The organism is Shewanella frigidimarina, assembly GCF_003797125.1.
Lineage (GTDB): Bacteria > Pseudomonadota > Gammaproteobacteria > Enterobacterales > Shewanellaceae > Shewanella > Shewanella frigidimarina.
Map to the genome: position 1 here is coordinate 839,753 of NZ_RKKE01000003.1, position 14,223 is coordinate 853,975.

Below are 14,223 nucleotides of genomic sequence, written 5' to 3' on the forward strand. Positions count from 1 at the left end.
CGTGCAGTATTTGTGATCATTTTTTAAGGTTACCATCGTATATTGTTCTAATGAGTAAAGGGGAGCTTAGATGAAAATATTAATCACAGGTGCAACAGGGTTTGTTGGCAGACGCTTAGTTAAATCGCTTAGTGAGCATCAACTGATCATATTGACGCGAAATATTAATAACGCTAAAAATAATCTTGGTAGCCATCATCAATATTGGCAAACCCTTACTGATAAATCAGACCTTAACGATATTGATGCAGTGATCAACCTTGCCGGCGAACCGATAGTCAATAAACGTTGGAGTAACAAGCAGAAAAAACTGATATGCGACAGCCGTTGGGACATCACGGCAGCGTTAACTCAGCTTATTAGTAAAAGTACCACGCCACCGCATACGTTTATTAGTGCCTCAGCAGTAGGTTACTATGGCCGACAAGACCAAAATCCAGTTGATGAAACGAGTGGTTTTCATGCAGAATTTAGCCATGATATATGCCAAAAATGGGAAGATCTCGCACTTCAAGCCCAGTCACAACAGACCCGAGTGTGTATTACTCGCATAGGTATTGTGCTTGGGAAGAATGGCGGCGCATTAGCAAAAATGTTACCTCCATTCAAACTTGGTTTAGGCGGCCCAATAGGCAGTGGCGAGCAAGGTATGAGTTGGATCCATGTTGACGATTTAATTTCATTGATGGCCTACTTACTCAGCAACACAGACTTACAAGGTATTTTTAATGCTACCGCACCTCAGCCTGTTAGCAATGCCAAATTTGCTAAAGCATTAGGCAATGCGTTAAACCGTCCGGCCAAAATAACCACACCACCATTGGCCCTAAGACTAGCAATGGGTGAAATGTCAGAGTTGCTTACTACCGGTCAATTTGTGTTACCTAAACGAACTTTAGCAGCAGGTTTTGAGTTTCAATACACTGATATCAACAACGCACTACAACACATTATTAATTTAAAGAGCTAACTTAAAGAACTCATTCACCGAACTAATTCACCGAGCTAAAGAGTATCACTTCACCAGCTGTCTAATTTTGTCGATTATCGGTCCATAACGACGTGCAAGTGGTCGGTGTTTTTTGTAAATGATGAACAATGGCTCACTGACCACCACATTGTTGGTTTGCTCGGTGGTAAAAGATGCTATGCGGATATGCTGTTGTTGGCCAAAGTGGTCAACTGCAAATTGTGGTAGTACAGCAAATGCGAGCCCTTTAGCCACTGGCACAAGAATTTGGTTCAACTGATTAACGTAACTGCGAATGGGCACCTGCAATGCCAACGCTTGTTTTTCAGTAAAATACTGGCCGACTATTTGCGACCAATAATGCATCGCATCAGGGTGGCTCACCATTCCAAGCTCCATGAGCTGTTCAAATGTAACCGATTGATGTGAGTACGACTGAGGTAGCACCAGACACAGAGACTGCGCAGCTAATGGAGTCACCACCAGCTCATCCATATTAATCGGCTGCGTAATTATACCCACATCAATGGTATTGGTCATAACACTGTCAATAATGCGTTTATTAGGCGCCGCTTCCAGATAGATTTGTAATTGACTATATGGCAACTGATAGTCAATAAGGTGAGGATATAAAAGCAACGCCATCGATCCCGAACACGCTAAACGGCACTCGCCAACATGCTCATCATCAACCGCTAATTGCGACAAAACTTGCTGTTGTTGCTGCTGCCAAACTAATGCTTGTTGATACAACACAATTCCAGCTTCAGTTAGCTCAAAGCTTTTTCCAATTCTAATGAGTAAATCAACACCCACTTGCTGCTCGAGCTTTTTAATGTGCTGACTCACGCCAGGTTGCGTCATAAAAAGTTGCTCTGCAGTATGAGTAAAATGCCCAACTTCGACGAGTTTAATAAATGTTGTTAACCATTGTTGATTTAACATGTCATGCCTCTACTCTGCCCCAAATATTAATCTCACCCATGACACTCTCACGGATGGCTTTAATCTGAATGTTATTCACCTGAATGCTATTAATTTAAAGCTATTAATTTAAAGCTATTAATTTAAGGCTATTAACCGAAACGATAAAAACCACAACGCTATCATAGCAATTCTTAATACTATAGCGACACGATTAATAACTAAAAATTATCATTATGAGTATTTTTGATAATTTAACATTCATATCTGAACTTCCTATACTGACGTTATCAACTCGGAATGACGAGTAACATGGCAACACATTAATTCAGTGTAAAGAGGTTAAAATGAGTAATACATATCCACGCAGTTTTTCCCATATTGGTATTTCGGTACCAGGCTTAGATGCCGCTGTTAAATTCTATACTGAAGTATTGGGTTGGTATCTCATTATGCAGCCAACAGAAATTGTTGAAGAAGACACGCCTATCGGCGAAATGTGTACTGACGTATTTGGTGCAGGTTGGGGATCATTCCGTATCGCTCACCTTTCAACTGGTGACCGAATCGGTGTCGAATTATTCCAATTTACCAATCAGGAAAATCCAAAGGATAATTTTGAATACTGGAAAACCGGCATCTTCCATTTTTGCGTGCAAGACCCAAATGTTGAAGAACTCGCTGAAAAAATTGTTGCTGCTGGCGGTAAAAAACGCATGAAAGCACCACGTTATTACTACCCAGGTGAAAAGCCATATCGCATGATCTACATGGAAGACCCATTTGGTAATATTCTAGAAATCTATAGCCACAGTTACGAGCTACATTATGCTAGCGGTGCTTATAATTAACCTGTGTTAATTAGCCAACATAAGTAGCTCTTAATCCTGCTAGGTTGCGCCTCAGAACGATACTAACACTGTAGTTCTGCGGCGCTCTTTTATGTATAAAAAGACTGAACTTCATCTACACTTAAATAACGCCACTCCCCTTCGGCTACATCGACACTCACAGCACCAATACTTTCACGATGCAGTGACACCACTTTATTGCCCACCGCAGCAAACATTCTTTTTACTTGATGAAACTTACCTTCAGTTAAGGTCAGTAATACTTCTTGGGGTGTGATAATTTGCAACTGTGCCGGTAATGTCAGCTCTTGCTCCCCTTGCAAAGCAATGCCTTGTAAAAAAGACTCTCCGGCATCTGCTGCTATCGGCTTAGCTAATTTAACCCGGTAAACTTTATGGCATTGTCCATACGGGGACGTGATAGCAAATGTCCAACGGCCATCATCGGTAATAAGCACTAACCCAGTTGTATCGGCATCTAACCGTCCGGCAATATGCAACTCAGATGGTCGTTCGACGTCAATTAATGAGAATAGCGACGGATAGACACCATCGACATTAGAACAAAGAGTCTTTGCAGGTTTATTGATTAACATATAACGAAACGCTCGAGCTGCAAGCTTTTGACCGTTTAAGCTAATGTCATTATTTTCATGAACTTGAACAGCTTCATTCCTGACAACCACACCATTAACGAACACCTCACCATTATGAATTAGCTGGATCGCGTCATACTTTACTAGCTCAGTACTTTTACAAATAAATCGATCAAGACGCATAAATAACCTTAACTTGGGATAATCATTTATTATTGGCTACTTAAGCGGATATTATGCTTTGTCTCGTCAAATATGCAGTCAATGGTGGAGGGTATTATGCCACAGACGTAAAGTGCGGTTTGTTTTATTAGGGAGAATCGCAAACACATTACTCAAGTAAAAAAGAGCAAAAAAACGTAGCACCGACACTTAACGCAAACCCCACAAACATCATCGCAATAAAAAACCATTTGTGAGAAAAATTGCTTCCTTTAAATACCAAGTACGATTTACTGATGGTGTTACCGAGTAAAATTAACAACAATAAATTGATTAAATCAATATCCTGTGGATTCATAGACCATTCGGTCATCACCGATACAAGAATGGCATGAGCTTCAAAAAATGATACCAGTAAAGTACTGATCCCTCGCGAGAGACCGAGTTCACTGCCGATAAAATGCATGGCATATACAAGTCCGAGAATAAAAATAGATAGCTTAGCAACATTTTTCCAATTTATCGGATGATCAATTAATAACTCAATATCAACTGTTGGTTGCCCTGATTGGTTACTTAAAAAAAGTAAATTGGAGTGAAACTGCGCATATATTATCGCCGTAATAAAAAACAATAATTGCATGACAAAGGGAATATAAAAAATAAAGGCTAATTGGTCTGCCAAAAAAAAGATAATAAATAGGCATTCCAGTAACATAGAACATAAAGCAAACAACAATGTCAGTAGCAAGTCACGCTCACTTGTTGATGCAAATTTTTTATCATTCAATATTTGTAAAAAAACAGCCGTGCTGGAAATAAATCCCCCCAGAAAACCCTGTAACTGGAAGCGACTGCGCTTTGCTAGCAAGTGAAAACTAAAAAAGCTGAATAACTCTAGACAGGCAACCAAAGGAACAATTTTTAATAGAGGGACGTAGGCTGCCACCACGAACAAAGCCGCCAACATGGTCATGTCAAACCATATATGTTTGTCTTTAAAATGATATGAGAGTGGTGTCTTATGTTCCATCGACAATATTTGCCTCTACAACTATGTATCGTGATGGACTAAATTATGAATCTTCAGCACTTACACTTTGTCACAAAATTAGCCCTACACTCCACGAGATCGATTCGGAGCACTATTCAATATAACTTAACTATACAGTAAACCAACTTAAAAACGATTAAGAGATAAAACAAGTGCTTGCCCTGCTGAGTAATCCGAAGTTAATGTGACTTGGTATATTTTATAACACTGTTTGGCGGGTGAAATAATATTAACCTACCGCACTCATCATCGATAATGAGCAACAACCTAGTAATGTCAGAATCTAGCTGTCCGCTAATATGCTGTTCAGATAATCATTCAACATCCAATACGTTAAACACATATTCTAAATTGATTAATCTAAATGCTGATAACTCACGTACTAAGGTGCAAACCCAATAAACATTATCAAACGCCATGCTATCACCGCACGAGACTTCAAGGATAATTGAAATGGCATGGGAAGACCGAACGCCATTTGAAGCTATTGAACATCTTTACGGTTTAAATGAATCTAATGTGATTAAACTCATGCGCAATTCACTTAAACACAGTAGTTTTAAATTATGGCGTGCACGAGTCAGTGGCCGTAAAACTAAACACCTTAAATTACGACCTGAAGGTACTGATAGAGCGTATTGTCCAACCCAATATAAAATGCGATCAAAGTAGCCATATGAACTAATGTAAAAAAGGGAGATGACTAAGCATCTCCCTTTTATACTTTTAGCCGGTGTTTTAACCCGCTTTTAGCATCTCACTGCAAGACATATTCAATAACTGTCGACAACGCCAAACACCTAAAATAGCCACAATTACCGCCCCTGCGACTGGAGTAATAGCCCACCACGGCCAATGCATATATACAACCAGCTCAAACACTTGAGTTTTTAACATGTATAAAGCAAATTCTGCCACAATCACCGCTAATAAACCGGCAATTGCACCAAGCAAAGCAAACTCAATTCCAGTAGAAACACGAAGTAACCAACCCGATGCGCCAAAAGTTCGCAACACCGCGAGTTCTCGTTGTCGAGTCGCCATGCCAGCTTCCGTTTGCGCAATCAACACCAAAGCACTGGCCAACAACACTAATGCCAACACCAATGACAATGACAACGACACTTGATCGATAATTTGTCGCAACTGCTCAACCATCGCCCCAACATCAATAATCGATATTGTTGGAAATTGTTGGATTAGTTGTAATACCACTTGATTGGCGCTCAGTAAGCTACCATCCGCCGCTAATTGCGCATCATTAAGGTGAAAACTGGCCATCGAAGTATAGGCAAATGGCGCCAACGCTTCAGGGGTGAATATCATGTAAAAGTTAGGTTGTAGGGTTTCCCACTGAACCTGTCTAATACTGGCAACCTTCACCGAAAATGATTGATTATCGATGCTATAAGTGAGCTTGTCGCCAAGTATAATTCCTAGCCTATCAGCGACACCGGACTCAACCGAAACATCATCAGCAGCTTGATTAAACTTGCCCTCAAGCAACTTATTATTTGGCGGTAAAGTATCTCGATAGGTCAAGTTTAGTTCGCGAGAAATCCCCACTCGCCCTTCAGCACCGTTTTCAGCTTGTTTACCTGAAATCAATTCTTCGTCATTTATATGAGTGAGTCGACCGCGCACCACAGGATAAATATCAGTCGCGTTAATATGATTTAGGCTTAAAAAGTCGTTTAACGGCTTAGCATCCTCAGGGGCAATATTAACTAGAAAGTAGTTAGGTGCATTTTCTGGTAACTGCTTTTGCCATTCATTGAGTAAATCTTGACGCAAAGCCAAGATGGTTAGCAATAATACCAATGCACTGCTAAATCCAACCAATTGCACAGCATTTTGACGAGCTCTACGACGCAGACCGGCTAGTGCTAATTGAAAAGGATTGGTGGTTTTCATGCCAATGCCATGACCAAAACGGATCATCACAAAGCCCAGCACACTGAGTAAAAAACCTAACAACAATACTGCAAGTACCACTGTCATCGTCAATGCTAAACTTCTTGAATACAAATACCCCAACAAGGCCATTGCGGCCAAGCTTAATAGTAAATGGAGCCACATGCCCAGCTGCAAGCCTTCTAATTGGCGCTGCAATACTCTTAATGGCGGAATGGCTAACAGCCGCATTAACGGATAAGCAGAAAACATAAATGCACTGATCAGTCCCGTGCTTACACCTAATAAAACAGGGCGTAAATACGGTGGAGAATAAGCTGCTATTTCTGGTGGTAAAAATGCCGTAATGCCAATGTCGAGCAATAACCCGCCCAGTAACCCCAGTGCAATACCCAACAAGGTCACTAACGACAAATGCAGTCCGAATAACACCCGAATTTGCTTGCCTGAAGCGCCAAAGGTTTTCAGCATGGCCACAACATCATAATGGCGTTGGCAGTAACGCTGCGCTGCAATACCAATGGCAGCGCACGCCAACGCAATCCCAAGTAAACTGGCTAGCAGTAAAAAACGCTCCGCACGCTGCACAGCTGAAGCTATCGGGGAATCTCCCGATTGCACATCTACCCAACGTTGACTGTTATTGAGCAAAGGTTTAGCTTGCAGTTCAAATGCTGTTAATTGCTCTGCATTACCAGTAAATTGGTATAAATACGTCACCCGACTACCGGGTTGAATAATACCCGTCGCAGCCACATCATCTAAACGGATGAGTAATACTGGTGAAGACGCAAACGGATTAAACCCCGCATCCGGTAAACGACTAATCTCTTCGGTTAGCGATAACTCACTATTACCCAATTCAATGCTTTTAGGGTAGCCAAGCAAACCACCTAAGCGATTTTCAAACCATGCTTGTCCCTTGCTTGGTAATGCTCGAGTGACACCGTTACTCAGCTCTATATCGCCTTTTAACGGATAGCCCTCACCTACTGCTTTAACGGTCACTAATTGAAATTTATCGCCCGAATACACCATCGAGTTAAATTGCATGTTAGTGACGTGGGCAAGGCCTAACTCATCGGCAACAGTAAGGACTTGTGAATCAAGTTCAACCGGAGAGTCAATAATACGGTCAGCGGCAATAAAGTTAGAGGCTTCGCCATTAATGGCCACTTGTAAACGCTCACTAACCCGCGCTAGCCCGGTCACGGACAACACCGCTAACGTAATAGCCAACACGATAAGAATTAATTGCCCTTGAGCGAGTTCACGTTTAAACAATCTCCACGCAATTTGCCACTCCATTAATTAACCTCCTCAACATGTTCCGCGCTCACATGGGCAGCCTTCAGATTATCTGCGTATGGTTCAGATAAATGACCATTTTCCATCACTAATTGGCGTGCGCAACGTTTTGCTAAATGCAAATCATGCGTCACTAGCACCAACGTGGTGTCACTTTCTTGGTTTAACGCAAACAACATATCAGCAATTTTATCGCCATTTACAATGTCTAAGTTGCCTGTTGGTTCATCTGCAAACAGCACTTTGGGTTCACAAATAAAAGCTCTGGCAATCGCCACTCGTTGCTGTTCACCACCCGATAATTGTTTAGGTAAATGATTTAATCGATGAGATAAACCAACGCGATTAAGCATGGTTTGGGCTTTCTGCTTGGCATCTTTCACCCCAGCAAGCTCTGCGGGTAGCATAACGTTTTCAAGCGCGGTTAAGGTATCAACCAACATAAATGACTGAAAAATAAAACTGACTTTTTGCTTACGAAGCGCTGCTTTTTGCTCTTCATTTAATCCAGATAATGCCACGCCATCTAACACTATCTCACCAGAGGTAGGAGTATCTAATGCTGCAAGTAACCCCAATAGTGTCGACTTACCTGAACCTGATGGCCCCAAAATGGCGATACTGTCTCCTTGCTTGACTTCTATATTAATGCCGTTGAGGATAGTCAACTCTCCCTCTTGGGTCACGACAGTTTTATTGAGGTTAGTTACAGTAATGGCACTGGTATTTCGATCGATATTATTAGACATACAATCCTTCTTATATTCGTCACTTAAACGCGTGCTTACCAGCGTGTTTATACTGATAGTTATGAGTGTACCAACCTATGCTGCCACGATTTTGATATTAGGTGATAGCTTAAGTGCAGGTTATGGCATGCCAGAAGATCAGGGATGGGTACAATTGTTACGTAACCAGTTGCCTCAACATCAGGTAATTAATGGTTCTGTTAGTGGTGAAACAACGGCGGGAGGATTGCGTAGACTCCCGAGTTTACTGGCCTCAAGCAAACCTGATCTGATTGTCATTGAACTAGGTGGTAACGACGGACTGCGAGGTTTTCCGCCTAATAAACTGAAATCAAATCTTACAAAAATCATTACCCTATCGCAGCAACAAGGCGCCAAAGTGTTATTAACTGAGATTATGGTACCACCGAATTACGGCCCTAGGTATGCCAAATCTTTTACTCAGATTTACCATCAACTGGCCGAACAATATACAATTAAGTTGATCCCTTTTTTCATGCAAGATATTGCCACCGACAAAGCACTTATGCAGCGCGATGGAATTCATCCAAATGAACAAGCTCAAGACACTATTACGCTGTTAATGTTACCTTGGATCACACAAGCTTTATCCGAGTAAACACTTAAAATTGAACAAGTTTTGTTCAGCATGTTAAAAACATTTTAATAAAGTGATCGAAAGTCATTTTAATTTAAGCATCAATGTTTAAAATGGACACTCAGCAAGCGCATTAAATAAGCATAAACATATAACGATAAACTTTAGACAACAACAAAGGCAATAAGGAAATAATATGTCCGTCAGTCGTCAAAAAAAAGTATACCTGCCAACAGCAACACGTAAAAATCAATACATTACCATTGGTTTTCCGTTAACTGATGAATATCTTAATGCATACAGTGATTTAGAAACTTGTTATGATGAGTTTAGTAAACTTGTCTATCAACTAGCCGAAAAACAAGAATTGTACAACGTTCACGTTGTCACCACTGATAAATTACCTATGGTCCGCTATCACAGTGAGGCTTATTGCTTAACCACAGACGAGCAATTACGTTTTTTCTATAACCCTGCACACCATGAAGCTAACCGTTTACACAGCGTTGCAGGCTTTAGAGCTAGAAAACTTAGAATTGTATTTTTAGCCACAGGCAATGACCTTCGCAGTAATTCGGCGGAATTTCACTCTCATGTGAAAAAATTTATAGCTGAATTAAAACCATTATTACCTGTTAAAAATGTGCCAATTAAAGTCCGTGACCACCAGCATATTTCTTATGACTTCTTTGCCAAAGCCAAAGGACTAAAAGAAACCTACGGTTATAAATTACGTGCTGTTGATAGTCGCTATCACCGACGTCATTGCGAGCTTCCAGAAAATGTCAGCACGCTCAATTATGTCACCATTAACATTCCAGTTGATCGTCGTATCAAGAAGCAGTTACTTGCAAATGATACCACCGACTTTACCAGTGTTTATCAAAAGGTATGTGACAAATTTATCGAAGCGACAAAAAGCAAACAGCTTAATCGTGTTGCAGTAGTTGCTAATGGTAAAATACCGCTAGTACGTAACAGTAAGTATGAGCAATTAACCAGTACAAATGAGTTTCAGATGGTCGGGTTTGATCCTCATGCCGAATCACCTGAGCCAATTTGTCACTGGGATGCGAACAAGCTTGTAGACGTTTTCCGATTTGTGATTGTCGCAGGTAAAAGTGATGAAACTGATGAAGGTTATGGTCGCTTTATGAATCAAGTTGAAGAAGCTATACGTGTATTTACCAATGAGTTCGACATTGATAAAGAACACGCCGATGTCATTTTACGTTTCCATCAACACATCAGTTACAAAGCTTAGCCACTCATAAGCTTTGCAATATAAAAAACGACAGCCTTGGCTGTCGTTTTTTCTTTAATCAATTGCGGTGTACTGCTGTTACTGTACTACACCGATTGATTACGCTCCGCAAAACGATTCATCATAGTGGTCACTGATAGTGAAACGCCATGAGCAATTTTATCCGCTAGCTTTTTCTTCATTTGATATTGAATTTTAATCACTTGATGGGTGTTAACCAAGTCTAAAATTACATCATCGCTGGTAGAAACCGCATCAATAAGCCCTAAATCAATTGCTTGTTGGCCATACCAATGTTCACCAGTGGCGACTTTAGCAATGTCCATATTAGGACGATAACGGCCGACAAACTCTTTAAAAAGCACGTGAGTTTCTTCTAATTCCTGTTGAAACTTAGCTCTGCCTTCATCAGTGTTTTCACCAAAAACGGTTAAGGTACGTTTAAAGTCACCAGCAGTGTGCTGCTCATAATCAATATCATGATTTTTTAGCAGACGATTAAAGTTGGGGATTTGCGCAATCACCCCAATTGAGCCCACTATCGCAAACGGTGCGGCGTAAACCTTATTAGCCACACACGCCATCATATAACCACCACTTGCAGCCACTTTATCTACGCAAATAGATAACGGGATATTGGCTTGACGCAAACGGTCTAACTGGCTTGAAGCGAGGCCATATCCATGAACCATGCCGCCACCACTTTCAACATTGACCAACACTTGGTCGTCTTTATCTGCGATGGTTATAATTGCGGTCACTTCTTGGCGTAATGACGAGACTTCATTGGCATCTATACTGCCTTTAAAATCGATAACGAATACTTTGCCTTTGGTTAAGTTTTGTTTCTCAGCAGCTTTTTCGGCTGCTTTTACTTGCTTTTCATAGGCTTTAAATTGCTTTTTAGGCAGTAACTCTTCTTTCAACTGATGCTTTAACTGCATAAGTTCATCTGAAATATCAGTCAGTCTTAGCTCACCTTTATCAGATTTATTTTTCATGCTAGCCGCCAGCACAAATATTACTACCGCTAGAATAGCGACAACAATGGTTACCGCTTTTGCTAAAAATAGGCCGTATTCATATAAAAATTCCAAAACTCGCTCCATACAGGGATGACAATCTCGCGGTATTTTAACAGTAATAACCAATAAGTAGACAATAAAAAACCCAGCTAATTGCTGGGTTTTTTAAGATATTGCGCACTAATTAGTAAGCATTAGTTACAGCTTTGGATCACATCGCTATTAGTCACAACAATCGTTGCTTGTCCTAATCCCGTTGATTTTGCAAAACCTGCAACTTGAGACTGTATTTCAACAGTCGCGGCAGCAGCCATACCGTCGGTAACGCCATCTACTTCACCAGGGCTAACAATCGAACTATGATGACCTTTAGAGAAGCGTACAGCACCAGAACCCGGTGTAGTTGTATCTACACATCCTAGCGCTAGCGAGGCAATTAACGGTTCAGTACCCGATAATGGGAAACCTTCAACGCTGTTAGGTAATGTTTGGTCACCTAAGTTACCTGCACCATCGCCAACTATTTCAATTAAATGCACCGGTAAACCAGTAGCAGCTAATTTTTCGCCATGGTTAATTGGGTCAGCAGAATCGACTGCTGTTTGCACTGCAAAAGCAAATGTCGGTATAAATTCAGCATACACAGCTTGAACTAAAGCAGCATACTCGGCGCTACCTTCCTCATAACCTGCAGTATTTGCAGCAGTAACGAGAGCGGCAAACGTACTAGAGGCTGTGACATTAGCAAATAACTGTGGACCAAATGCAGCAGAACCCGCAAATGCTCCAGCTAAACCACCAGCAGGTGCGACTAACGATGCTGCATTAATTGCATAAGCGTTAGGCAAAGCATCACCCGTCATAGGATTAACTAATCCAGTACTGGCATAAGTAGAGAACGTAGTGCCCACAATGCCACCTAAACTCAAACCTTGAGCACTGATTTTAGACACATCAAATACTTGAGGTTGATTTGCTGCAGCGAGTTGTTGCGCCATTCCAGTCAATAATAATCTTAAACCTAAATGGTCTAAAGTTGCTTGACGGAAATTGTCACGCACAGTTAATGTGCTGGCAATGTTAACAAACACTAATGGATTACCATTCGTGAACGCATCAGGTGTACCTACTACAGGACCAAATGCAGGGGCTGTAGCAGAGATCTCATAAGTGCCGTCTTTGTCTAAGTCAAATGAACGAGCACCGTGCAATGGCATATCAATCGCAATAGTAGCAACACCAGCTGCTGCGTATGTACCAGCATAAGCTAGTGCCATTTCTTTACCACCACCTAAACCATGCATTGCAATTGTTGTTGGCCAACCACTTGTTGGAGGGACAAAAGTTCCACCTTGCGCAGCGGTAAATGCTGCAAGCTTAGCCGCATTCGGTAAGGTAATTTGAACTGAAACAGTTTCATAACCTTTGATAGCCGGGATAGGGTTAAACTTAGTTAAATGTTTTGTTTTATCTGCAGCAGTACCATCGTCAAGTTTCCACTGTTTACCTGCAAGCAATGCAGGATTACCCAACGCTGCTTGAGGATCTACACCGTTATCAGATGCTTGTGCAAAAAAGTTAGCTTGGCTTAATGTACCAGCCTGTAAAGCTAGCAATACCGACACAGGGCTGTCGCCTTGAGCAAACCAACGGCCATTAGGTGCTGTTGGAGCACCATCGACGATTGGGATCACACAGCCAGCTGATGAACAATCACCGTAGATTGGCAGTTTAATTTTGGCAGTATAAAGATCAGCCATATCGGCGACTACATAGGCTGCACCCGATGCTGGCGTTAACCCAGCAGCCTGAGCAACAGTGAATCCTGTTGGCGTAGGAGCTTGCACAAATGAAGGTGTGTAAGCAGGATTAGAAGCCATCAATAATTTAGTGGTTTCATACACATCAGCGACTGACTGAGTGGTGAATAAACCAGAAAAACTAATCGATTCAGGGTCAACGCCATGTGTTGCAGCAACACCTTTTTCATAACTGTTGACCAGATACTGCAGCATTTTTTGTTGTTCTGTTTCAAGCTGCTGAGTTTCAAAATCTAACTTTAACAGACCATAGGTTGTCGACGGAGCAATACCACGGCCTAACGAGTCTTGAATAAGATCGGTAGTCACATAGATATAAGACTGGCCAGCCTTTAATGGTTTAATCGGTACGATGGCAACTTTATTGCCTGATGCTTTTGATACGAAGTCAACGCCAAATTGAAGCTCTTCGCCCACTTTACAGGCTGAAACTGAAGGTGCTGATTGACACTCTGCATCTCTTGATAATGCGCCGCCTACTGTCGCTTCAAACATGCGTACTGCACCTGGTTGAAATACCGAGGCGGCATCCAACGTTAATGCATTGCCCTGTAAATCATTAGCAAGTTCGACAGTGATTGAAATAGGAGAACTCGTTGACCAGCCGTCTAATGCGCCTAATGCCAGCTGAGGGTTAACATAATCTACGCCATCCTCACCAGGTATATTTAATGTGCCATCGGTTGTGCCACTAAAAAGTAAATCGTTTGGTAATGGTAATTTGCTATTAGCCGGATCAAACTGCATATGTGAAACAGGTACTAACGGCTCAGCATTATCTACTGCTTCGTTAAAACTGTCGCCACCACATGCTGTCAAGCCAAGAGCAGATGTTATTGCAACACCCAAAATGAGTCTTTTCATCTTTTTTCCCCAAATCTTGTTTTAATAATTTTGTTTTCCCCAAGAATTGGTCACAATAGTCCTATCATGCGACCATAAGGACTTATGTTAGTCCTTAACTATTCTCAAGTTAACGTAAAATTAT

Annotated in this window: 12 protein-coding genes; 5 read left to right on the plus strand and 7 right to left on the minus strand. The window is 41.4% G+C overall.

The genetic code is table 11. From position 1 onward, the window contains the following. Window positions 1-70 precede the first annotated feature (70 nt). Window positions 71-970: a TIGR01777 family oxidoreductase gene (locus EGC86_RS13075; protein WP_123777840.1), complete on the plus strand. Its 900-nt coding sequence runs from the start codon at window positions 71-73 to the stop codon at window positions 968-970. A gap of 45 nt (window positions 971-1,015) precedes the next feature. Here EGC86_RS13075 and EGC86_RS13080 read toward each other — a convergent pair whose 3' ends face one another. Then, a complete protein-coding gene (locus EGC86_RS13080; RefSeq protein ID WP_123777841.1) occupies window positions 1,016-1,915 on the minus strand; it encodes a LysR family transcriptional regulator in 900 nt (299 codons plus the stop codon). A 326-nt stretch (window positions 1,916-2,241) separates the two neighbouring features. Here EGC86_RS13080 and EGC86_RS13085 point away from each other — a divergent pair, with 326 nt between their 5' ends. Continuing rightward, entirely contained in the window at window positions 2,242-2,745 is a 504-nt protein-coding gene (locus EGC86_RS13085; RefSeq protein ID WP_123777842.1) for a lactoylglutathione lyase family protein, read from the plus strand. 89 nt (window positions 2,746-2,834) lie between these two features. On the opposite strand, the gene EGC86_RS13090 is transcribed toward EGC86_RS13085, so the two are convergent. Then, window positions 2,835-3,524, minus strand: a complete 690-nt coding sequence (locus EGC86_RS13090) for a pseudouridine synthase (protein ID WP_123777843.1) — start codon at window positions 3,522-3,524, stop codon at window positions 2,835-2,837. Window positions 3,525-3,672: 148 nt separating this feature from the next. Continuing rightward, window positions 3,673-4,536, minus strand: a complete 864-nt coding sequence (locus EGC86_RS13095) for a DUF4010 domain-containing protein (RefSeq protein ID WP_123777844.1) — start codon at window positions 4,534-4,536, stop codon at window positions 3,673-3,675. A gap of 438 nt (window positions 4,537-4,974) precedes the next feature. Between EGC86_RS13095 and EGC86_RS13100 the strand changes: the two genes are divergently transcribed. Then, window positions 4,975-5,229 carry a TIGR03643 family protein gene (locus tag EGC86_RS13100; RefSeq protein WP_123777845.1) on the plus strand — a complete coding sequence of 85 codons (255 nt, stop codon included), beginning with the start codon at window positions 4,975-4,977 and terminating at the stop codon, window positions 5,227-5,229. A 66-nt stretch (window positions 5,230-5,295) separates the two neighbouring features. Here the strand turns inward: EGC86_RS13100 and EGC86_RS13105 are convergent, their stop codons facing one another. Further along, window positions 5,296-7,779 carry an ABC transporter permease gene (locus tag EGC86_RS13105; protein WP_123777846.1) on the minus strand — a complete coding sequence of 828 codons (2,484 nt, stop codon included), beginning with the start codon at window positions 7,777-7,779 and terminating at the stop codon, window positions 5,296-5,298. Continuing rightward, window positions 7,779-8,528, minus strand: coding sequence for an ABC transporter ATP-binding protein (locus EGC86_RS13110; RefSeq protein ID WP_123777847.1), 750 nt, complete (start codon window positions 8,526-8,528; stop codon window positions 7,779-7,781). The genes EGC86_RS13105 and EGC86_RS13110 overlap by 1 nt, the downstream gene beginning before the upstream one ends. Window positions 8,529-8,589: 61 nt before the next feature. Between EGC86_RS13110 and EGC86_RS13115 the strand changes: the two genes are divergently transcribed. After that, the gene (locus tag EGC86_RS13115; protein WP_041413097.1) at window positions 8,590-9,147 is read left to right on the plus strand and encodes an arylesterase; all 558 of its coding nucleotides are present in this window, start codon (window positions 8,590-8,592) and stop codon (window positions 9,145-9,147) included. Window positions 9,148-9,322: 175 nt separating this feature from the next. Continuing rightward, window positions 9,323-10,390, plus strand: coding sequence for a DUF3083 family protein (locus EGC86_RS13120; RefSeq protein ID WP_011638019.1), 1,068 nt, complete (start codon window positions 9,323-9,325; stop codon window positions 10,388-10,390). Between the two features lie 86 nt (window positions 10,391-10,476). Here EGC86_RS13120 and sohB read toward each other — a convergent pair whose 3' ends face one another. Together sohB and EGC86_RS13130 are read right to left on the minus strand one after the other, a co-directional pair. Further along, window positions 10,477-11,487, minus strand: a complete 1,011-nt coding sequence (gene sohB / locus EGC86_RS13125) for a protease SohB (protein ID WP_011638020.1) — start codon at window positions 11,485-11,487, stop codon at window positions 10,477-10,479. Between the two features lie 122 nt (window positions 11,488-11,609). Continuing rightward, a complete protein-coding gene (locus tag EGC86_RS13130) occupies window positions 11,610-14,099 on the minus strand; it encodes a VolA/Pla-1 family phospholipase (protein WP_123777848.1) in 2,490 nt (829 codons plus the stop codon). Window positions 14,100-14,223 lie beyond the last annotated feature (124 nt).